This is a genomic window from Bradyrhizobium sp. SZCCHNR1053, from assembly GCF_032381235.1.
Classification (GTDB): Bacteria; Pseudomonadota; Alphaproteobacteria; order Rhizobiales; family Xanthobacteraceae; genus Bradyrhizobium.
On the sequence record NZ_JAUHJM010000018.1, the window covers coordinates 68,683 to 86,902 of the forward strand.

The window sequence follows — 18,220 nt, forward strand, 5'->3', positions numbered from 1 at the left end:
GACGTCAGTGCAAAACAGCGGTCATGATACCCATCATTCCGGGGCGATGCGAAGCATCGAACCCGGAATCTCGAGGTTCCGGGTTCGCGTCTTCGACGCGCCCGGAACGACGGCAAGCGCTAGAACGGGCTGATCGAGAAGTAGCGCAGCCACAGGTCGGTGTAGCGGCCTTTTTCCCAGACCCGGAACAGCGCCCAGTTCAGCGCCTGGCGCAAGAGGTCGTTGCCCTTGCGCACGGCGATGCCGACGCCCTCGCCGAAATAGCGGCTTTCGACGAAAGGTCCACCGGAAAAGGCGCAGCAATCGCCGGAATCGGTGCCATTGACCCAGAACGCCAGCGAGATGCCGTCGCCGAAGATCAGGTCGACCTCGGCCCGGCGCAGCGCCTGCCGCAGCGCCTCGTCGTTCGGATAGGTCTTGATCTCGGCGTCGGTGAACATCGCCTTGAGGTAGGCCTCATGCGCGGTGCCGGCGACGGCGCCGATCTTCTTGCCCTCGAGAAATTCGGGGCGGATCTCGGTCATGACGGCATCGCGGCGGGACACGAAGCGAGCGGGCGCCCGGTAATATGGATCGGAGAAGTCGGCCCGCGCCCGCATCTGCGGCGTCACCGCGATCGAGGCGATGATCGCATCGCCCCGGTTCGAGGACAGCGCATCGAGCAGGGTTTCGAACCGGCGCATCTGGACGGTGCAGGTGACCTTGATCTCGTCGCAGATCGCCCGTGCCAGATCGACGTTGAAGCCGGCCGGATTGCCGTCCGGACCGGTGAAGTTGAACGGCGGATAGTCGGTCTCGGTCAGGAAACGAATCACGGTGAGGCGCGACAAATCGGGCCGGTCGGGCCGGCGTCGCGGGTCCCAGAAGCCGGGGACGGCCTGCGGCGCCGCCTCGACGGCGGGCCGCACGGGCGCCTGGGCGCGCGCCTCCGAGCCGGCTGCGGCGAGACCGAAGCAGAGCAACGCGCTGGCGATGGCGGCGTGGGCCGCAGGCGCGGATTTCACGGGCTTTGATAAGACGGTCTGCATCAGCGGTCCCGATGGTCAGCGCCTTATAGACCATCCCGGCGCAAATTCGAGGCTGGATTCGGCCCGGAGGCGGCCGCCCGGCTGGAGCGTCAACGCGCCCAGAGGTATTTCTTGAGATCCGCCGCCGCTTCCTCGGGCGTCCGCTTCAGGTTGAACGGCGCGACGAACCGGCCGTTGCGGTCCATCAGATACACCAGGGCGGTGTGGTCCATGGTGTAATCACCGTCCTTCAGCGGGACCTTCTTGGCATAGACCCGGTACTCGGTGAGAACCTTCGCCAGGACCTCGGGATCGCCGGTCAGACCCTTCAGATGCGGGTCGAAGCTGGAGAGGTAGTCCTTCATCGCGGCCGGATTGTCGCGCTCGGGGTCGACCGAGACGAAATAGGCGTTGACGCCGTCGGCGTCCTTGCCCATCGCGCGCAGCACCTCGGAGATCTCGAACAGCGAGGTCGGACAGACGTCCGGGCAATGGGTGAAGCCGAAGAAGATCAGGGTCGGACGGCCTTCGAGGCTCTTCTCGGTGACGACGGCACCGCTCTGGTCGGTCAGCTGGAACGGTCCGCCGATCGCGGCCGGCGCCGCGATGTTTCGGCCGCCGCCCATGATGAGGAACATCAGCGACAGTCCGACCACGAGGCTGGCGGCAAAGGCTCCGACGATCACCAGGGGGCGGGTGGCATTGGATGGCATTGCGCGCTCCTTCATTGTCTCTCAGAAGCAGGCCTGCCAGCCGGCCGCGATCGTCTCGAAGAACACCGCGGTCCCGTACTGCACCCACATCGTCACGGCGCCGGCGACGAGCCCGATCGCCGCAACCCCAGCCACGATGGCCGAAGCGGAGGCCGAACGCCGGTCACCCGACGCGGACGGTATCTCTTGCGGCGCTGAAAGAGGCTGCATGATGACGTACTCATCGGGCGGGTGCTGGCCCGAGCGGCCCGCCCCTCGCGCTTCAGATAAGCCCCGCGGCCGGTCCAGGCAAGCGCCGCGGACGGGCAGCCGATCACCCGAAACGGCCGGTGGCCGGCGTCATCAATGGGAGGCGGAGGCCTTGGCCGCGGCCGGCGAGATGGCCGGCGCATTGGGCGCGACATGCGAGGAGGCCGGAGAGGATGCCTGGGCATCCATATAGCAGGGCTTGTACATTGCCTGCAGCTCCTTGCCCTTCAGGAAGATCATCCGGGGCGTCAGGCCGCCGCGCTGGGTGATCCAGCGGCGGATCGGCGACGGGTACATCGAGTACAGCATCTGGGTCGCCTCGGGGTTGGTGACGGCGCGGCCGTTGGCGCCGAAATCCCAGGCGGCGTGGAATCCGAGATTGGCATGCGAGGTGACGCAGATCTTCTCGTGGGGGATCGCCCCGAGCACGATGGTGCAGGCCGAGGCGCAGAGCCCGTCGATGATCACATACTCGCCGGAAGATCGCAGGCCCTGGTACTTGTCGACATAGGTTCCGATCCGGCCGCCGCGGTCATCGGCGATCCGGACCACGGCCTGGCTGGCGCCGAGCCCCGACAGCAACAGAACGACCGCAAGCAACCCCGTCCAGAATTTCATGTCGAGCCCCAGTTCAACCCGGCGAAACCGATCTGACCGACTTTGGTACGCGTCTTGTGATGCGCTTCTTGAGATGCTTGGACTGCGGCGGGACCTTGCGACCACGAGCCCATCCGCAGAACCGGAACGCGAAAGCCAAATCCAAATCGCAAATGCAGCGTGTTTCGAGATCGTGTTTTTGTCCAGGACGGCGCGGTGACGAAAGCCAAATTCACCGCGAGTGTTGCAAGCCCGCTGCACCAATGAGTCGCTACCACCGAAAATGGCCGAACGCTGGTTCCGGACATGGCGATGGCGCCACGAGCAAGGCAGAGGCCCGGCATGATTCGCCCATCGGCGCGGCAGCGGCGTCACGGCGGCACAAACGACACTCCGGAAAAGCCCGGTGGCCGAGCTTCCGCGCGACACACGCCCCGCTGCCCAGTGGCGGCGGGACGCTCACCCCTCTCATCGCCGGCCCAGGGGCGCTCGCGCGATCACGATCGTGGGTGCGGGCTCCCGCCAGCCCTGGCTGGCATGGCCGAAGTCCGGAGATGCGACCAATGCAATCACGAGTTTGGACCGTACCGAGCTCCGCCCCGCAAGCGGGCGCGGCAGGATCACTCCCAGCAGCGCGCCGTCTGATCGCGAGATCGAGCGAGGTCCGGCCGATATCGCGCTGGCAGCGGGGAGGACGATCTGCCTCCCGACGCCCTCGGTCCCCGTGAAGTTAACTAATTATCGGGCAGCCGAATCCGCGCTCCAAACGTGACGAGCGGCGCATCGGCGGCGCTGAGCTGGATCTGCCGCTCCGGCACCTCCTGATAGCTGCCGTCTTCAATCTTTCTTAATTCATATTGCCAGACCGTTAACGTCTCGCCGCGCGCGAGCGCGTCGCGGATGCGGCTGGCGCCGCGTCCCGGCAGCTTGACGAGGTCGTCGCGCATCATGCCGATCATCGTCGGGCGCTCGCCGCGATGCAGCTCGAAGAACACCATGCGATTGGGCTTGTCCTGCGGCTTGAGCACGGTATCCGCCGTGAACAGCACCAGACAGATTGCGACGGCAATCCACTTCCAAGTGTCGGACATCATGAGACGCATTCCCCGCACCGCCTCCGCGCGTGGAGTAGTCCTCGCGCAAACAGGCGGCAACTTACAGTTCTGTCATTCCGGATGAGATGACGTTCGACGTAATCGATTCGCTGCGCGCCGGGCGCGATGATGGGCTCCTCATCGTTCACAACATGGAGAGCACCGATGACCAACCCGACCGAGATCGCCGAGAGCTACATCGCGCTGTGGAACGAACGCGATGCCGCGCAGCGTAGTGCATTGCTTGCACGTCACTGGACCGCGGATGCGCTCTATGTCGACCCGCTGATGCGCGGTGAAGGACGCGATGGGGTGGATGGCCTGGTCGCGGGCGTGCAGAGGCGCTTTCCCGACTTCCGCTTTCGCCTGATCGGCTCCGCGGACGGCCACGGTCATCATCTCCGCTTTTCCTGGGAGCTCGGCCCCGAGGATGCGGAAGCCCCGATCCAGGGCACGGATTTCGTCGAGCTGGCCGACGGCCGCATCCAGCGCGTCACCGGGTTTCTCGACAAGGTCCCGCAGGGCGCCTGACGGACGTCCCGTTCCGCCCGGCTTCCGCAGTGCGGTCGGCCTGCCGCGATGGCCGGGCTCCCATGCGCAGACGCACGACCTGTCTCGTGGTGATTGCGCTACGTCAACGTCGGATCCGGTCCGCCGCTGCAGAGCTTCTGCTTCGCGACGAGTTCAGGATCGCCGGAGACGGGCGTGCAGCAGTCAAATCCCATCGATGATCACGCCATGGCGGCCGGCACGCTGGCCGCCATCACCACCTTGCCCGAACTCTGGCGCTGGCGCGTCGAACGGAGCCCGGACAAGCAGGCCTACCGACATTTCGACGCAGGAAGCGGCCGATGGGCGAGCTTCTGCTGGCGCGAGATCGATCTCGTCGTCGACCGCTGGCGGCGGGCGCTTGCGGCCGACGGATTCGCCCAGGGTGAGCGTGTCGCCATCCTGATGCCGAACGGGATCGCACATCTCGCCATCGACCAGGCCGCGCTCTCGCTCGGCCTGGTGCCGGTGCCGATGCATGCCGTCGATAATGCCGACAGCATCGCCTACATCCTCGCCGATTCCGGTGCCCGGCTGCTGCTGGTCGATTCGGAAACACGCTGGGATGAGATCGCAGCGGTCGGCGAGGCCCTGCCCGACCTGCGACGGATCGTCTGCGCCGACCGGCGAACGACCCAGCCGACCGGCGATCCGCGCCTCATCGATCTGGAGGCGTGGTTGAACGCAGCCGGCAACGCCACGCTTCCCGGCACCCGGATCGCCATCGCGCCGCACGACCTCGCCGCCATCGTCTACACCTCGGGCACGACGGGCCGGCCCAAGGGTGTGATGCTGTCGCACGACAACGTCGTTTCCAACCTCAAGGCCATTCATCAGCGGCTGGCGGCCGATACCGACGACGTATTCCTGTCGTTCCTGCCGCTGTCACACACGTTCGAGCGCACCGCGGGCTACTACTACCCGATCGCCATCGGCGCCTGCGTCGCCTATGCGCGCTCGGTGAAGCAGCTGTCCGAAGATCTGGTGGAGGTCCGTCCGACCATCCTGATCTCCGTGCCGCGCATCTATGAGCGCATCTACTCGGTCATCATGCATCACCGCGCGATCGCAAACCCGCTCGAACGGGCGCTGCTCGACCTGACCATCGCGATCGGCGGCCGGCGCTTCGATGCGCAGCATGGGCGCGGAACCAGACTTTCAGCGTTCGACCGAATCGCGTGGCCGCTGCTGCAACGCCTGGTCGCCGCCAAGATACTGGCTCGATTCGGCGGACGGCTGCACGTCGCCGTGAGCGGCGGCGCGCCGATCGCCGAGCCGGTGGTGCGGCTGTTCCTGGCGCTCGGGCTCGAGGTGCTGCAGGGCTACGGCATGACCGAGACATCGCCCGTCGTCAGCGTCAACACGCCTGACGACAACGACCCTCGCACCGTCGGCCGCGCCCTGCCGGGCATCGAGGTGCGCATCGGCGACAATGACGAGTTGATGGTGCGCGGCCCGAATGTGATGCTCGGCTATTGGCACCGGCCGGAGGAGACAGCCCGCACCAAGGAAGCCGACGGCTGGCTGCACACCGGCGACCAGGCCCGCATCGACGGCGGACGCATCACCATCACCGGTCGGATCAAGGACATCCTCGTCACCTCGACCGGCGAGAAGATCGCGCCCTCCGATCTGGAGACCGCGATCCTCACCGATCCGCTGTTCGAGCAGGCCATCGTGATCGGCGAGAACCGGCCGTTCCTGACCGCGATCGTCGTGCTCAACGCCAACGGCTGGGCTGAGCAGCAGGCGAGGCTCGCGGCGCACGGCCAGCGCGGCACCGAGGCCGAAGCGGCCTCTCTGCTGCGCCACATTGCGCGAGCCGCGAAGGCCTATCCGTCCTACGCGACGCCGAAGGCGGTGCATTGGACCTTGGAGCCGTGGACCGTGCAGGAAGGCCTGATCACGCCGACGTTGAAGAACAAGCGTCCGGCGATCGAGCGGAGCTTCGCGAAGGAGATCGAGGCGATCTATGCAAAACGCGCGGCAGCTTTGCGGCCATCGGCTACCGTACGAAGCTGATTTTGCAGAGCGTAGCAGCAGGACATTGCGGCATTGGAGCGGGCGAAGGGAATCGAACCCTCGTATGCAGCTTGGGAAGCTGCCGTTCTACCATTGAACTACGCCCGCGTTCGCCAATGCTTAGCCGAGACCATGCGTTTCGCCAAGCGGCTTGTTGCCGCGACACCGCCAGGCCCAAGGGTTGGGGGAGGCAACAGTTCTGCACCGGCCTGATCTCCGGATCGTGATCGGCCGCGACCGCCGGCTCCGGAACGGATCGGGCCGGTCGCGCTTTTGCCCGTTGGAGGCGGCGCCCCTCGCTGCTTCGCCGCGCCGTCAAGGTCCGCCGTCAAGGTCCTGGGAGCTCACATCATGCAGAGCCACATCCCCGCGTCTCAGACCGCAACCTCGAAAGCCCTCGCCGTCATGTCGGGCCCGTCGGCGCTCGACCTTTACACCCTCGGCTGCGGTCTGTTCCTGGCCGTCGCGCCCTGGCTGTTCGGCTTTGTCGGCAGCGCCGGCCGGATCGATGCTGCGTTGGCGGGGGCTGCCGTCGTCGTGCTCTCGCTCGGCGGCCTCCTGGCGTTTGCCGATTGGGAGGAGTGGCTGAAGGTCGCGCTTGGATTGTGGCTGATTGCAGCTCCGTGGCTGCTCGGGTTCGTGCATACGTCGGCGATGCATGTCAGCATCACGATCGGGATCGCCGTGACCTTCCTGAGCCTGCTCGAACTGTGGCTTGCGCATGATCCTGATTTTGCTGGCGATAGGCCTGCATTGGTGAGCCAGCCGTAGCGCCTCTGGTCGATCGCACCTCGCCTGCGCGCTGCGCCGCATTCCGCGATCGCGATGCCGATGACAGAGATCGCAGACAACGATCGCAACGGGACGCTTGACAACCATCACCCAAATCAGGGCAAACCCGCCCCGGTCACGCCGCGCTGTTAACACTTTGTAAACAAAGTTGATGCGGGCGATCGTGACGATGATATGATGTGGCGTGGGGTTGGGGTGGCGTCATGGGGCGTGGGTATACGATCTTTGATACGGCCCTCGGCCGTTGCGGCATTGCGTGGAGCGATGCCGGAATCACCGGCATACAACTGCCGGAAGCACGGGAAATCGAGACGCGGCGGCGCCTGTTTCGCCAATTTCCCGAAGCGCGGGAGCAGCGCCCGTGTTCGAATATTGAACTCGCCATCGAAGGCATCACCGCCATGCTGCGCGGGCAGGAGGTCGACTTCTCCGATGTCGTGCTCGATCTCGGCGGCGTGACACCATTCAACCAGCGCGTCTATGATTGCATTCGTGCCATTCCGCGCGGCGAGACGCGCAGCGCCGACGCGATCGCAGACGAACTGCACGTTCCCAAGGCGCTGAATTCGATCGCGCAGGCGCTGAGCAAGAATGCGCTCGTGCTGATCGTTCCCTGTCACCGCGTGCGCGACATCGGCAACGGTCTCGACAAGCCGTCGCCCAACAGCGGCGTCATCTCCAAACGGCGGCTGCTGTCGCTCGAAGGCGCACGGCCTCATGCGGGCCTGACGTTGTTCGACGCGTTTCTCGCGGTCGACCGGCCGCGCGCGTCGTAAGCGGGCGCCTCGCTGCGCGCGATATTATCTCGGACGCAGCCCTCCTCTTTCATCCGCAATGCGCTAGATTTGCAGGATGAGCGCCACCATCCTGTTCGAAAGCCGTGACGTCACCGTCTCCGAGTTCCGCTGTGCGGCGGTTCCGGGCGAGCGTCCCTATGTCGAGCAGTATTCCGGCTACTCGCTGTCCTATGTGCGCAAGGGGAGCTTCGGCTGTCGGCACCGCGGCCGCTTCTTCGAGCTGGTCACCGGCTCGCTGCTGGTGGGCCATCCCGGCGATGAGTTCATGTGCACGCACGATCACGTCTGCGGCGACGAATGCCTGTCATTCTTCTTCGATCATGCGCTCATCGACGAGATCGGCGGCAACAGGCAGGCTTGGCGGGTTGGCGCGATGCCGCCGCTGCCGGAGCTCATGGTCCTCGGTGAGCTCGCGGAGGCCGTCGCCGCGCGCGAGCAGGACCTCGGTCTGGACGAGGTTGGCCAGATCATCGCCAGCCGCTTCGTCGCGACCGCCACGGGCCAGCAGGAACGGGCGGCGACGCCAAGCCTTCGTGATCGCCGGCGCGCGGTCGAGAGCGCATTGTGGATCGACGACAATGCGGCGCGCGACATCGATCTGGCGGCTGCGGCTGGTGAGGCCGGCGTCAGCCCGTTCCATTTCCTGCGGCTGTTCGCGGCCACGATCGGCGTGACGCCGCATCAATATCTGATCCGCTCCCGCTTGCGGCACGCCGCGCGGCGTCTCAGCGAGGAGGATACGCCGGTCACCACCATCGCCTACGATTCGGGTTTTGCCGATCTGTCGAATTTCACCCGCACCTTCGCGCGCGCTGCCGGCGTGTCGCCGGCGAAGTTTCGCAAGGCGTCGCGCGGCGAGCGCAAGATTCTCCAAGACCATCTGAGCCGCCATTGATTGGATGATCCCAGCGCGTGCGGCAGCCGCACGCGAAGCATGGAGATCATCGATGTACGATCATATCGGCCTCAAGGTCGGCAATCTGGACGCCAGCGTCCGCTTCTACACAGCGGCGCTGGCGCCGCTCGGCCACATCCTCTGCTCCAAGGACGAGGCGTCGGCGGGCATCGGCCCGAAGGGGGAGCCGGCGCTGTGGCTGTATCTCGACAAGGGCGCCAGCAAAGGCGCCGCCCATATCGCGTTCCGCGCCCGGGACCACGCGGCGGTCGCCAGATTCCACAGCGAGGGGCTGAAGGCCGGCGGCAGCGACAATGGCGGCGCCGGGCCGCGCGCGGACTACAGTCCGACCTACTACGCCGCCTTCCTGATCGATCCCGACGGCAACAACATCGAAGCCGTGTGTCCGTGAGGTCCCCGGCCATGGCATCGATTCAGAAGGACATCCCGATCGCAGCCTCCGCGGCCGCCGTCTGGGACGCCGTGCACGACTTCGGCGCCGTTCATACCCGGCTGGCGCCCGGCTTCGTCGTCGATTGCCAGCTCGACGGCGACGTCCGAATCGTGACCTTCGCCAACGGCAATGTGGTGCGCGAACGCCTCGTCAGTTGCGACGAGGCGCAGCAGCGTCTGGTCTACACGATCGAGAGCGAACGCGTGACGCATCACAATGCATCCGCGCAGATCATCCCCGACGGCGAGCAGCGCTGCCGGATGCTCTGGATCACCGACGTGCTGCCAGACGCCATCGCGCCCTATATCGAGCAGCAGATGGAGTTCGGCGCGCGCGCGATGCAGGACGCCCTGGGCAGGCTGCGTCCCTAGACGAGCCGCGCAGCCGTTCAGCCGACACGTGGAGACGGCGGGATCTGTGAACCCGACCCGAGCTCGACCGCCAGCACGGCCGGGCGCAGCTCCAGCACCGCGGCCGGCTTCGGACCCCAGCGGGTGAGCATGACGCTGGCGAGCGTCAGCACCCCGAGCAGGACCATCGAGGACGCCGCCAGCATGAAGAAGTCACCCTCGGTCGCGGCACGGCTCAGCAGATAGCTGCCACCCGCAGCGATGAAGACGAGCCGCACCGTCTGCGCCAGCACCGGACCGAGCACCCTGGCGGCGCCCTGCGAGGAGAAATACATCGAGATCGCCAGGCCGATGAAGGCATACATCGGCGCTGCGACCTGAAGATAGTGCCGGCCGGCGCTGCGCGCGCTCTCGTCCTGGGTGAAGATGTCGACCCACAATTGCGGGACGATCGCGATCAGCGTCGACAGCGCACCCACCGACGCGAAAGAGACCAGCCCCGCCGTCCAGGCGATCCGGCGGGCACGCGCGATTCTTTCCGCACCGATCGCCATGCCGACCATCGGCACCGAGGCCATGCCGACGGAGAACGCGACAGTGGTCACCATGAATTCGAGCCGTGCGCCGATGCCGTAGCCGGCCAGCACGGCGGTGCCGAACGATGCCAGCATGTGCGTGAAGATCGCGATCGACAGCACGGATTGCAGCGGCGAGAAGCAGGCGATGGCGCCGACCTTGAGGATGTCGGCGAACATCGCGCGGCTGATCTTCAGGCCCCGCAGCTTCGGCCGCACGCGCGCGCGGCCGGAGAACAGGTACCAGCCCATCACCGAGATGCTGACGCAGAAGGCCAGCAGCGCGCCGGCGGCGACGCCGCGCATGCCGAGCCCGAGGACCAGGCTGAGCGTGCCGCCCAATACGATCTGCAGCAGCGCCGAACTGAGGATCATGAACGACGGCAGCTTCATGTTGCCGGTGCCGCGCAGGATGCCGGCCATCGAGTTCATCAGCCAGGGCAGGATGGCGCCGCCGAAGAAGATCTGCAGATAGGCCGTGGCATGGCTCAGCACCGCGCCGCGGCCGCCGAGCACCTCCAGCAAAGCGGGACCGAACACCAGCATGCCGACCATGAAGGTCGCGCCGAACAACAGCGCAATCAGCAGCGCGTGCGTGGCGAGGGTCGAGGCCCGTTCGGTGTCGCCGGCGCCGAGCGCCCGCGCGATCGCCGAGGCCACGCCGCCGCCCATGGCGCCGCCGGACATCGTCATGGTCAGGATCACCAGCGGGAACACCAGTGCCATCGCCGCCAGCGCCTCGATACCGAGCCGGCCGATATAGGAGGTCTCGGCGATGACGACGCAGGTGCCTGCCGTGTTCGCGATGATGTTGGGCCAGGCCAGCGACAGCAGGGTGCGCAGAATGGGTCCGTCGACGAGCGCATTCCGAACCGGCTTCGCGATGGGCGGCAACGTACGCCCCTCGCCGACCGGACTGTCGGCCAAGCCGATCTCGGACATGCTCGCTCCCCGTTTGGCCGCGCCATCTGGCGGGACCTTTGTCGTTCCTCCTAGCACACCGCCGGGCCGCGCCCCGTGCAGCGGGCGCATTGGGGGTGCGCGGTCAGCGCGCAGCCGGGCCTAGAGGCGGAAGTGCTTGGAGAGCTTCAGGCCCTGGGCCTGGTAGTTGGAGCCGATGCGGCTGCCATACATCGCGTTCGGCCGGGCCAGCATCTTCTCATAGACGAGGCGGCCGACGATCTGACCGTGCTCGAGGATGAACGGCACCTCGCGCGAGCGCACCTCGAGCACCGCGCGCGAGCCCTGCCCGCCGGCGCCGGCATAGCCGAAGCCGGGATCGAAGAAGCCGGCATAGTGGACACGGAATTCGCCCACGAGCGGATCGAACGGCACCATCTCGGCGGCGTAGTCCGGCGGCACCTGCACGGCCTCCTTCGAAGCCAGGATGTAGAACTCGCCGGGATCGAGAATGAGGCTGCCGTCGGGGCGCGCCTTGATCGGCTCCCAGAACTCCTCCACAGCATAGCCGGCGCGGCGGTCGACGTCGACGACGCCGGTATGACGCTTGGCGCGATAGCCCACATAGCCGTTGGCATTGCTGCCGGACAGGTCGACGGAAAGAGCGACGCCACCGACGAGATCCGCATCATCGCGATCCACCAGCCGCTCGGCCTGATGCAGCGCGATCAGTTCGTCCTCCGACAGAACCGCGTCGCGGTAGCGGAAGCGGACCTGGGACAGGCGCGAGCCTTCGCGCAGCAAAACGGGAAACGTCTTCGGGCTGATCTCGGCGTAGAGCGGACCGTGATAGCCGGCTCCGATCATGTCGAATCGTCGCGTGCCGTCGGCGATCACGCGGGTGAACACGTCGAGCCGCCCGGTCGAGCTCTTCGGATTGGCGGCCGCGACGATGTCCTTCGGCAGCGCGAGACTCTCCAAGAGCGGCACGATGTAGACGCAGTTGGTCTCCAGCACTGCGCCGTCGGCGAGCGCGAATTCGTGCAGCTTCAACTCGTCGATACGCTCGGCGACCGTCGCGCCCGGCCCGGGCAGAAAGCTTGCCCGCACGCGATAGGCGATGTCGCCGAGCCGCAGGTCCAGGCTCGCCGGCTGGATCTGGCTTTCGACAAAATCGTATGCGGGGATGATCAGGCCAGCCTCCGCCATCGCCACGATCATGCGATCGGGGAGGATGCCGTGGGCGTCGGGGCTGAGCGAAAACGGCAAGACCTGATCCTTTGCAGGCGCCGGAACGGCGGCTTATCGAGCCTATATAGGGTCTTTTTACCGGTTATCCGATGGCTGGCTTGACGGAAAGGCCGGTTGCGACTATGAGCACGACTTATCCCGTGGTGATTTGAGCCGGCCGGCTTGCAGCCACGTTAAATAAGTCGCTAAACAGGCCGGGGACGATTGTGATCCCGGCCGTGAGGAGTTTTCCCAGGCCGGTTTTTTTGTGCCCATCGCTGGAGGCGGTGGTCACGATGGAGGTCACATGTCGAAGTCCCCCGCGAAGGCCCCGGCGTCGTTCGCCCGCTATCGTCCTGAAACCCGTCTGGTGCATTCCGGCACCTTGCGTTCCGAATTCGGCGAGACCGCCGAGGCGCTCTATCTGACGCAAGGCTTCGTCTACGCCACCGCCGAGGAGTGCGAGGCGCGCTTCAAGGGCGAGGACCCCGGCTTCATCTATTCGCGCTTCTCCAACCCGACCACGGCGATGTTCGAGCGCCGCATGATCGAGCTCGAGGGCGCCGAGGCCTGCCGCTCGGCCGCGACCGGCATGGCTGCGGTCACCACGGCAATCCTCGCTCCCCTCCGTGCCGGCGATCACGTCGTCGCCGCCAAGGCGCTGTTCGGCTCGTGCCGCTACGTCGTCGAAGATCTCTTGCCGCGCTACGGCATCGAATCGACCCTGGTCGATGGGCTCGACCTCGACCAATGGCAGAAGGCGGTCAGGCCGAACACCAAGTCGTTCTTCCTGGAGAGCCCGACCAATCCGACGCTCGACGTGATGGACATTCCCGCGATCGCCGCGATCGCGCACGCCCATGGCGCGCGGCTGATCGTCGACAACGTGTTCGCGACCCCGATCTGGCAGAGCCCGCTCGCGCTCGGCGCCGACGTCGTGGTGTACTCCGCGACCAAGCACATCGATGGCCAGGGCCGCTGCCTCGGCGGCGTGATCCTGTCGTCGGAGGCGTTCATCGCCGAGCACATCCACAATTTCATGCGCCAGACCGGTCCGTCGATCTCGCCGTTCAACGCCTGGGTTCTGCTCAAGGGCCTGGAGACCTTGGCGGTGCGCGTGCGCGCGCAGACTGAGACGGCGGCGAAGGTGGCCGACTTTCTCGCGGCGCATCCGAAGATCTCGCGGCTGATCTATCCCGGTCGCGAGGACCATCCGCAGGCGGCGACCGTGCGCAAGCAGATGCGCGCCGGCTCGACGCTGGTCGGCTTCGAGGTGAAGGGCGGCAAGGCCGGCGCCTTCCGCACGCTCAACGGCTTGAAGCTCGCGCGCATCTCCAACAATCTCGGCGACGCCAAGACGCTGGTCACGCATCCGGCGACGACGACGCACCAGCGGCTGACGCCGGAGGCGCGCGCCGAGCTCGGCATCAGCGAGGGCTTCATCCGCTTCTCCGCCGGGCTCGAGCATGCCGACGATCTGATCGAGGATCTGGATGCGGCCCTGAGGGCCGCGTAGCGAATGGCCGCATAGAGAATGGCGAATAGGGCGTACCGATTGCATCCTATTCGCTACTCGCTACTCGCTACTCGCTATTCCCTACTCGCCACTCTCACATCGGCCGATAGGTCAGCACGTTGGCCGGCGTGTTGATGCCGAGCTTGACCTGGCCGACCGAGCGGATGATGTCGTCGCCGAGCAGCTGGGCGAAGCAGGCGTAGCCCCAATCGCTCATGTGCAGACCGTCCGAGATCACGAACTCGTTGATCGGGATCGCCTGCCGCTCGTGCCAGTCGCGCATCACCTCGAAGCGGGGGAAGATGCCGGCGTGATGCAGCTCGGCGATACGCCCGAGCAGCTTGTTCATGCGGCTGGCGTTCTCCGAGCGCTCGTTGACGCGCGGCGAATATTGCAGGTCGACCAGCACGACATCGGAGGCCGCCGCCTGGATCTTGGCGACGCCGTCATCGACCAGCTTGGCGGTCTCGGCGGGATCGAGATCGCGCAGCACCGCATTGGTGCCGACCTGCCAGATCACGAGATCCGGATGCCGGTCGATCACCGACGTCTCCAGCCGCTTCATCATCTCCGGCGCATCCTCGCCGCCGACGCCGGCATTGATGACGCTGATGTCGACCATCGGATATTGCCGGCGCAGCTGCGCGGCGAGCCGATTCGGATAGGTGTAGTCCGGCGCGCTCGCGCCATAGCCCTGCGTCGACGACGAGCCGAAGGCGACGATGACGACCGGCAGGCCGGAGGCGAGCTTGTTGGCGACGTGCGGCAGCGAAATGAAATTCTTCTTGGCGACGCCCTTCGGCGTCAGGCACGGCACGCGGTTGAAGATGTCGGTGGCCGACTTCGCGACCTGCTTGACCTTGTCGATCGCCCGCTCGGTGATGCTGCGCGACGGCGGCGCCGCCACGACGGCCTGCCCGGCTGCAGCCGGCGGCTGTGCATCGGTCATGGCCGGCGCGGTCGTCGCCGCAGGCGGCGAGGTTGTGGTCGCCGGGCGCGCCACGGCGATCGGCCCGGGCACCTGATCGCTCGCCTGCGCCACCGTGACGTGACCGATGCTCGGTCGCCCGCTGATCAGCGGAGCCTTTGGATCGGAGCTCTCCACATCGGAAAGCGCGGCGGGCGCAGCCGGCGCTGCGCTCTGCGCCCGTAGCTTCTGCGGGCTCAGCGCGAGGGCGATGGCAATGACCGCAACGGCCGAAAGCTTCTCCCATGTCCCGGAGACGCGGTGACACTCATTCGACGTCATGAACGACATAACCCTAGTTCTGCTGCGCCGGCCCGATATGCGCCGCGTCGATGATGAACTTCGACAGCGCCCGGCCGAGGCAGTCATGAACCTGCTTGGCCAGCTCGACTCCGTGCGTCGGATTGAACAGGTCGAAATCGCCCTGCTCGTTCCATTGCCGCATGATGGCAAACCGATCGAACAGCGGAATGTCCCGGTGCTGCGCCACCACACGCATGTTGTCGACATAGGGCGGCACGGAGATCAATGTCTCCGTCCGCGGACTGTATTGCAGGTTCATCAAGACGACGTCAGCTCCCGCCTTCTGCAGCGTCGCCACACCGTCGTCGACCGCCTGCCGGAACTCATCAGGATCGATCGACCGCATGGCGTCGACCGTGCCGGTCTGCCAGATGACCAAATTAGGCCTTTTTCCTTCCACCAGTTTAACGAGATTGCCCGCGACCTCCTCGGCCGTCTTCTTGGGCTGCAGCTCGATGCTGAGATTGACGGCGACGGTTGGCAGCTTGTCCTTCAACGCAGCCTGCAGACGGGCGGGGTAGGCATTGGCGTCGGAGGTGCTGACAATGGAGGATGACCTGCTTCCGACGACGAGAATATCCAGCGTGCGGCCGTTCTTGACGGCGTCTGCAACCTTCGGAAGCGGGCTCTCGGTGGTCAGCAGGTAGGCCGGCACCTCGCAGTTCTGCGGCGCCTCTTCCGCGCGCGCAGAGGCCGCCAGCGAAACAGCCAGCACTGCGATACCAAACCTTAACCACGAGACGGACTTCATCAGCCCCCTCCCGCCAGATCGGCGTTGCTGCGCGCACCTTTTCGCGTCGCGCCCTTATCGGCCTCACGCTTGTACCACGAAATCAACGACGCCACCCCCCACATGATGAGGATGCCGCAAAGGCTGATCACCGCGTGCATCATGGCGCCGCCGGACACTTCGGCAAGGACGAAGTGGCCCGCAAACGCCAGAAACACGCCGAGACAGAAGATCTCGAGCGAGTGTTGCCCACAGACAATCAGCGGACGCAGCCACGGCGACTTCAAGAGCGGCCAATCCTTGCGCAAATAGTGCACGGTGAGTGCTGCGAGTGCGAGAAAATGCGCGAAACGCAACACGTCAAGGTCGGTCTTGTCGATCGGATACATCCACTGCTCGATTCGGCGCGGCATCAGATGGCCGAGCTGCGGAATGTACCAGGTCAGGGTCACACAGAAGGCCGCGACCAGATAGGCGACGCAGAGCCCGAGCGTGATCGGCGAGTTGATGATGCGCGACATGCGCCGCGCGCCGCCGAGCGCGCACCAGGCGCCGAACACGAACAGCAATTGCCAGGCGAACGGATTGAAGGCCCAGAAGCCGTTGGGATAGGCCGTCAGATAGAGATCGAGCTCCCAGGTCACGGCATAGAGAATGACGGATAGGCCGAGCGTCACGTCGGGCCGCCAACGCATCAGCCACAGGATCAACGGCAGGAACAACATCAGCACGATGTAGAGCGGCAGCACGTCCATATTGACGGGGCGGAAGCGCAGGATCAGCGCCTGCACGATGGTCACGTCCGGCTGCTTGAGAAAATCCATGATTCCCATCTCTTCGGTGTAGAGCGGGTTCTCGAAGCTGGTCGCGACGTAGGAGATCTCGGCGAGGAAGATCGTGAACAGAAAGACGTGGGCGACGTAGATCTGCCAGACGCGGCGCAGGATGCGCGCGGTTGCGACGATGAAACCGGCATCCTGCATCGCCCGGCCGTAGACGAACGCCGCCGTGTAGCCTGAGATGAAGATGAAGATCTCGGTGGCGTCGGAGAAGCCGTAGTTGCGGAGCGTGAACCAGGTCAGCAGGTTCGGCGGCAGATGGTCGATGAAGATCAGCCATAGCGCCAGCCCGCGAAACAGGTCGAGCCGCAGTTCGCGCTCGCCGACCGCCGGGAAGGTGATCGCAGGGACGGCGGTGGTGGCGGGTGCAGCGCTGACGGCCGGCGCAGCCGCGACGGCAGATGCAGATGCAACCGCAGGTGCAGCCGCGCTCGCCGCAGCGGCAGTCTCCGTAGCCGGCGCGGGTGCGGCGCTGGCTGCGGGGGCGGACGGTCCGGCAAGGCGATCGACAATCGACGTCATCAGGCACCGCGTCAAAGCTGCCAGCCCTCGAGGCCCGGCAGGGGAAATGTAGGGCTGCGCAGTTTTCGCGCAAGCGATGAAGGACTTATCAGCTGGGCCGTGCCCAGTTTTTCGACCTTGGCGGACGGCTGGTGGCGATCGCACGACGCAGGACAGGGCGATCACCGCCAGGGTGCTGCCGGCCGCGCCCGATCCGAGCCCAAGGAACGGATCGCGCATACGGGCGACAGAGTCCGCGATTCTGGTGCCATAATGCGGAACTGTGTTGAAAGCACGATGGCGTCCCGATTGGTTCCGGCGCTGGTTTCCGCTACAATGCCACCATGTATCGCGCCGTGACTCGCCACATCGAAGTGACCGTCGAACCGAACTTCCTGCCTGAGAAGTCGTCGGTGGCCGACGGCCGCTGGTTCTGGTCCTATACCGTCGTCATCACCAACAGCGGGGAGGAGACGGTGCGGCTGCGCAGCCGGCACTGGATCATCACCGATGGGATCGGCCGGCAGCAGGAGGTCCGCGGCGAGGGCGTGGTCGGCGAGCAGCCGGTGCTCGCGCCGGGCGAGCGCTTCGAATACACCTCCGGCGTCCCGCTCACCACCGCGTCCGGCTTCATGGCCGGCTCGTACCAGATGGAGAGCGAGAGCGGTGAGCACTTCGACATCGCCGTGCCGGCCTTCTCGCTCGACAGCCCCGACGGCAAGCGGGTGTTGAATTAGCTGAGAAGGCATGCAGTTCGACTGCCCCCAGTCGTCCGCTCGCTGTCTCTTGTGCTGCTCTCGACGTTCAATACCTTGTCCTTGCGGCTCGCCTCGCCTGCCGATGTTTGGCCCGCTGTCGTCCCGGCAAGCTTCCGACAACGCGCCAGCGGACGACGTGCAATACGATGGATCCTGTACTCACGCCGCACGTCATCGTTCTCGCGACGCATCCCGCGTCCGAGCTTTGCCCATTCATCCGCCCTCTGCAAATAGAGGGCGCAGGGAAGGCCAGGCCTCGGCTGAGGCCTGCGGCCCGCCTGCAGAAAAAAATGCAGGCGGCAGGTACCACAGATCCTATGGGGCGGCGGGTGGTCAAGAAGGGTTAGGATTGGATTTCCGAACCATCCGGCCCTCGGAGGAT

19 protein-coding genes, 1 tRNA gene and 1 riboswitch are annotated in these 18,220 nt (G+C 65.8%); of the genes, 9 read left to right on the forward strand and 11 right to left on the reverse strand.

The genetic code is table 11. The features are described 5' to 3' along the window. Positions 1-119 precede the first annotated feature (119 nt). The 5 genes from QX051_RS28260 to QX051_RS28280 form a co-directional block, all read right to left on the reverse strand. Positions 120-1,028, reverse strand: a complete 909-nt coding sequence (locus QX051_RS28260) for a transporter substrate-binding domain-containing protein (protein ID WP_315778375.1) — start codon at positions 1,026-1,028, stop codon at positions 120-122. An 89-nt stretch (positions 1,029-1,117) separates the two neighbouring features. Continuing rightward, entirely contained in the window at positions 1,118-1,720 is a 603-nt protein-coding gene (locus QX051_RS28265; protein WP_315778376.1) for an SCO family protein, read from the reverse strand. Between the two features lie 21 nt (positions 1,721-1,741). Further along, positions 1,742-1,930, reverse strand: a complete 189-nt coding sequence (locus QX051_RS28270) for a hypothetical protein (RefSeq protein WP_315735804.1) — start codon at positions 1,928-1,930, stop codon at positions 1,742-1,744. Positions 1,931-2,062: 132 nt separating this feature from the next. Beyond that, a complete protein-coding gene (locus QX051_RS28275) occupies positions 2,063-2,587 on the reverse strand; it encodes a hypothetical protein (RefSeq protein WP_315778377.1) in 525 nt (174 codons plus the stop codon). A 713-nt stretch (positions 2,588-3,300) separates the two neighbouring features. Then, a complete protein-coding gene (locus tag QX051_RS28280; RefSeq protein ID WP_315735798.1) occupies positions 3,301-3,660 on the reverse strand; it encodes a hypothetical protein in 360 nt (119 codons plus the stop codon). A gap of 165 nt (positions 3,661-3,825) precedes the next feature. On the opposite strand from QX051_RS28280, the gene QX051_RS28285 reads away from it, so the two are divergent. After that, entirely contained in the window at positions 3,826-4,191 is a 366-nt protein-coding gene (locus tag QX051_RS28285; protein ID WP_315778378.1) for a nuclear transport factor 2 family protein, read from the forward strand. Positions 4,192-4,365: 174 nt separating this feature from the next. Then, on the forward strand, positions 4,366-6,231 hold the full coding sequence (locus QX051_RS28290) for an AMP-dependent synthetase/ligase (RefSeq protein ID WP_315778379.1): 1,866 nt from the start codon (positions 4,366-4,368) through the stop codon (positions 6,229-6,231). 34 nt (positions 6,232-6,265) lie between these two features. On the opposite strand, the gene QX051_RS28295 is transcribed toward QX051_RS28290, so the two are convergent. Continuing rightward, a tRNA-Gly gene (locus QX051_RS28295) sits at positions 6,266-6,339 on the reverse strand. Positions 6,340-6,582: 243 nt separating this feature from the next. Here QX051_RS28295 and QX051_RS28300 point away from each other — a divergent pair. From QX051_RS28300 to QX051_RS28320, 5 genes are all read left to right on the forward strand, one after another. Further along, the gene (locus tag QX051_RS28300) at positions 6,583-7,002 is read left to right on the forward strand and encodes an SPW repeat protein (protein WP_315778380.1); all 420 of its coding nucleotides are present in this window, start codon (positions 6,583-6,585) and stop codon (positions 7,000-7,002) included. A gap of 224 nt (positions 7,003-7,226) precedes the next feature. Continuing rightward, the gene (locus QX051_RS28305) at positions 7,227-7,799 is read left to right on the forward strand and encodes a methylated-DNA--[protein]-cysteine S-methyltransferase (RefSeq protein ID WP_315778381.1); all 573 of its coding nucleotides are present in this window, start codon (positions 7,227-7,229) and stop codon (positions 7,797-7,799) included. Positions 7,800-7,875: 76 nt separating this feature from the next. Further along, positions 7,876-8,715, forward strand: a complete 840-nt coding sequence (locus QX051_RS28310; protein WP_315778382.1) for an AraC family transcriptional regulator — start codon at positions 7,876-7,878, stop codon at positions 8,713-8,715. A 52-nt stretch (positions 8,716-8,767) separates the two neighbouring features. Continuing rightward, positions 8,768-9,127, forward strand: coding sequence for a VOC family protein (locus QX051_RS28315; RefSeq protein ID WP_315778383.1), 360 nt, complete (start codon positions 8,768-8,770; stop codon positions 9,125-9,127). An 11-nt stretch (positions 9,128-9,138) separates the two neighbouring features. Next, positions 9,139-9,540: an SRPBCC family protein gene (locus QX051_RS28320; RefSeq protein ID WP_315778384.1), complete on the forward strand. Its 402-nt coding sequence runs from the start codon at positions 9,139-9,141 to the stop codon at positions 9,538-9,540. Between the two features lie 17 nt (positions 9,541-9,557). Here QX051_RS28320 and QX051_RS28325 read toward each other — a convergent pair whose 3' ends face one another. Together QX051_RS28325 and QX051_RS28330 are read right to left on the reverse strand one after the other, a co-directional pair. Beyond that, positions 9,558-11,036 carry an MATE family efflux transporter gene (locus QX051_RS28325; protein ID WP_315778385.1) on the reverse strand — a complete coding sequence of 493 codons (1,479 nt, stop codon included), beginning with the start codon at positions 11,034-11,036 and terminating at the stop codon, positions 9,558-9,560. Positions 11,037-11,156: 120 nt separating this feature from the next. Next, positions 11,157-12,263 carry a 2'-deoxycytidine 5'-triphosphate deaminase gene (locus tag QX051_RS28330; RefSeq protein WP_315735780.1) on the reverse strand — a complete coding sequence of 369 codons (1,107 nt, stop codon included), beginning with the start codon at positions 12,261-12,263 and terminating at the stop codon, positions 11,157-11,159. Between the two features lie 112 nt (positions 12,264-12,375). Next, positions 12,376-12,455, forward strand: a riboswitch (SAM riboswitch). A gap of 76 nt (positions 12,456-12,531) precedes the next feature. On the opposite strand from QX051_RS28330, the gene QX051_RS28335 reads away from it, so the two are divergent. Then, on the forward strand, positions 12,532-13,740 hold the full coding sequence (locus tag QX051_RS28335; RefSeq protein ID WP_315778386.1) for an O-succinylhomoserine sulfhydrylase: 1,209 nt from the start codon (positions 12,532-12,534) through the stop codon (positions 13,738-13,740). A 94-nt stretch (positions 13,741-13,834) separates the two neighbouring features. Here the strand turns inward: QX051_RS28335 and QX051_RS28340 are convergent, their stop codons facing one another. The 3 genes from QX051_RS28340 to QX051_RS28350 are packed head-to-tail and all read right to left on the reverse strand — an operon-like array spanning position 13,835 to position 17,101. Next, positions 13,835-14,989 (reverse strand): SGNH/GDSL hydrolase family protein, encoded by a 1,155-nt coding sequence (locus QX051_RS28340; protein ID WP_315778387.1) that lies wholly within the window; start codon positions 14,987-14,989, stop codon positions 13,835-13,837. Positions 14,990-15,002: 13 nt separating this feature from the next. Beyond that, entirely contained in the window at positions 15,003-15,761 is a 759-nt protein-coding gene (locus QX051_RS28345) for an SGNH/GDSL hydrolase family protein (protein ID WP_315735774.1), read from the reverse strand. Continuing rightward, positions 15,761-17,101, reverse strand: a complete 1,341-nt coding sequence (locus QX051_RS28350) for an OpgC domain-containing protein (RefSeq protein ID WP_315773993.1) — start codon at positions 17,099-17,101, stop codon at positions 15,761-15,763. Before QX051_RS28350 ends, QX051_RS28345 begins: the two co-directional genes overlap by 1 nt. A 323-nt stretch (positions 17,102-17,424) precedes the next feature. Between QX051_RS28350 and apaG the strand changes: the two genes are divergently transcribed. Next, positions 17,425-17,817: a Co2+/Mg2+ efflux protein ApaG gene (gene apaG / locus QX051_RS28355; RefSeq protein WP_315735770.1), complete on the forward strand. Its 393-nt coding sequence runs from the start codon at positions 17,425-17,427 to the stop codon at positions 17,815-17,817. Positions 17,818-18,220: the final 403 nt, after the last annotated feature.

Coding starts and splice junctions, on each gene's coding strand:
- QX051_RS28260 (WP_315778375.1), bottom strand. CDS start 1,028: ATGCAGACCGTCTTATCAAAGCCCGTGAAATCCGCGCCTGCGGCCCAC.
- QX051_RS28265 (WP_315778376.1), bottom strand. CDS start 1,720: ATGCCATCCAATGCCACCCGCCCCCTGGTGATCGTCGGAGCCTTTGCC.
- QX051_RS28270 (WP_315735804.1), bottom strand. CDS start 1,930: ATGCAGCCTCTTTCAGCGCCGCAAGAGATACCGTCCGCGTCGGGTGAC.
- QX051_RS28275 (WP_315778377.1), bottom strand. CDS start 2,587: ATGAAATTCTGGACGGGGTTGCTTGCGGTCGTTCTGTTGCTGTCGGGG.
- QX051_RS28280 (WP_315735798.1), bottom strand. CDS start 3,660: ATGATGTCCGACACTTGGAAGTGGATTGCCGTCGCAATCTGTCTGGTG.
- QX051_RS28285 (WP_315778378.1), top strand. CDS start 3,826: ATGACCAACCCGACCGAGATCGCCGAGAGCTACATCGCGCTGTGGAAC.
- QX051_RS28300 (WP_315778380.1), top strand. CDS start 6,583: ATGCAGAGCCACATCCCCGCGTCTCAGACCGCAACCTCGAAAGCCCTC.
- QX051_RS28305 (WP_315778381.1), top strand. CDS start 7,227: ATGGGGCGTGGGTATACGATCTTTGATACGGCCCTCGGCCGTTGCGGC.
- QX051_RS28310 (WP_315778382.1), top strand. CDS start 7,876: ATGAGCGCCACCATCCTGTTCGAAAGCCGTGACGTCACCGTCTCCGAG.
- QX051_RS28315 (WP_315778383.1), top strand. CDS start 8,768: ATGTACGATCATATCGGCCTCAAGGTCGGCAATCTGGACGCCAGCGTC.
- QX051_RS28320 (WP_315778384.1), top strand. CDS start 9,139: ATGGCATCGATTCAGAAGGACATCCCGATCGCAGCCTCCGCGGCCGCC.
- QX051_RS28325 (WP_315778385.1), bottom strand. CDS start 11,036: ATGTCCGAGATCGGCTTGGCCGACAGTCCGGTCGGCGAGGGGCGTACG.
- QX051_RS28335 (WP_315778386.1), top strand. CDS start 12,532: ATGTCGAAGTCCCCCGCGAAGGCCCCGGCGTCGTTCGCCCGCTATCGT.
- QX051_RS28340 (WP_315778387.1), bottom strand. CDS start 14,989: ATGACGTCGAATGAGTGTCACCGCGTCTCCGGGACATGGGAGAAGCTT.
- QX051_RS28345 (WP_315735774.1), bottom strand. CDS start 15,761: ATGAAGTCCGTCTCGTGGTTAAGGTTTGGTATCGCAGTGCTGGCTGTT.
- QX051_RS28350 (WP_315773993.1), bottom strand. CDS start 17,101: ATGACGTCGATTGTCGATCGCCTTGCCGGACCGTCCGCCCCCGCAGCC.
- apaG (WP_315735770.1), top strand. CDS start 17,425: ATGTATCGCGCCGTGACTCGCCACATCGAAGTGACCGTCGAACCGAAC.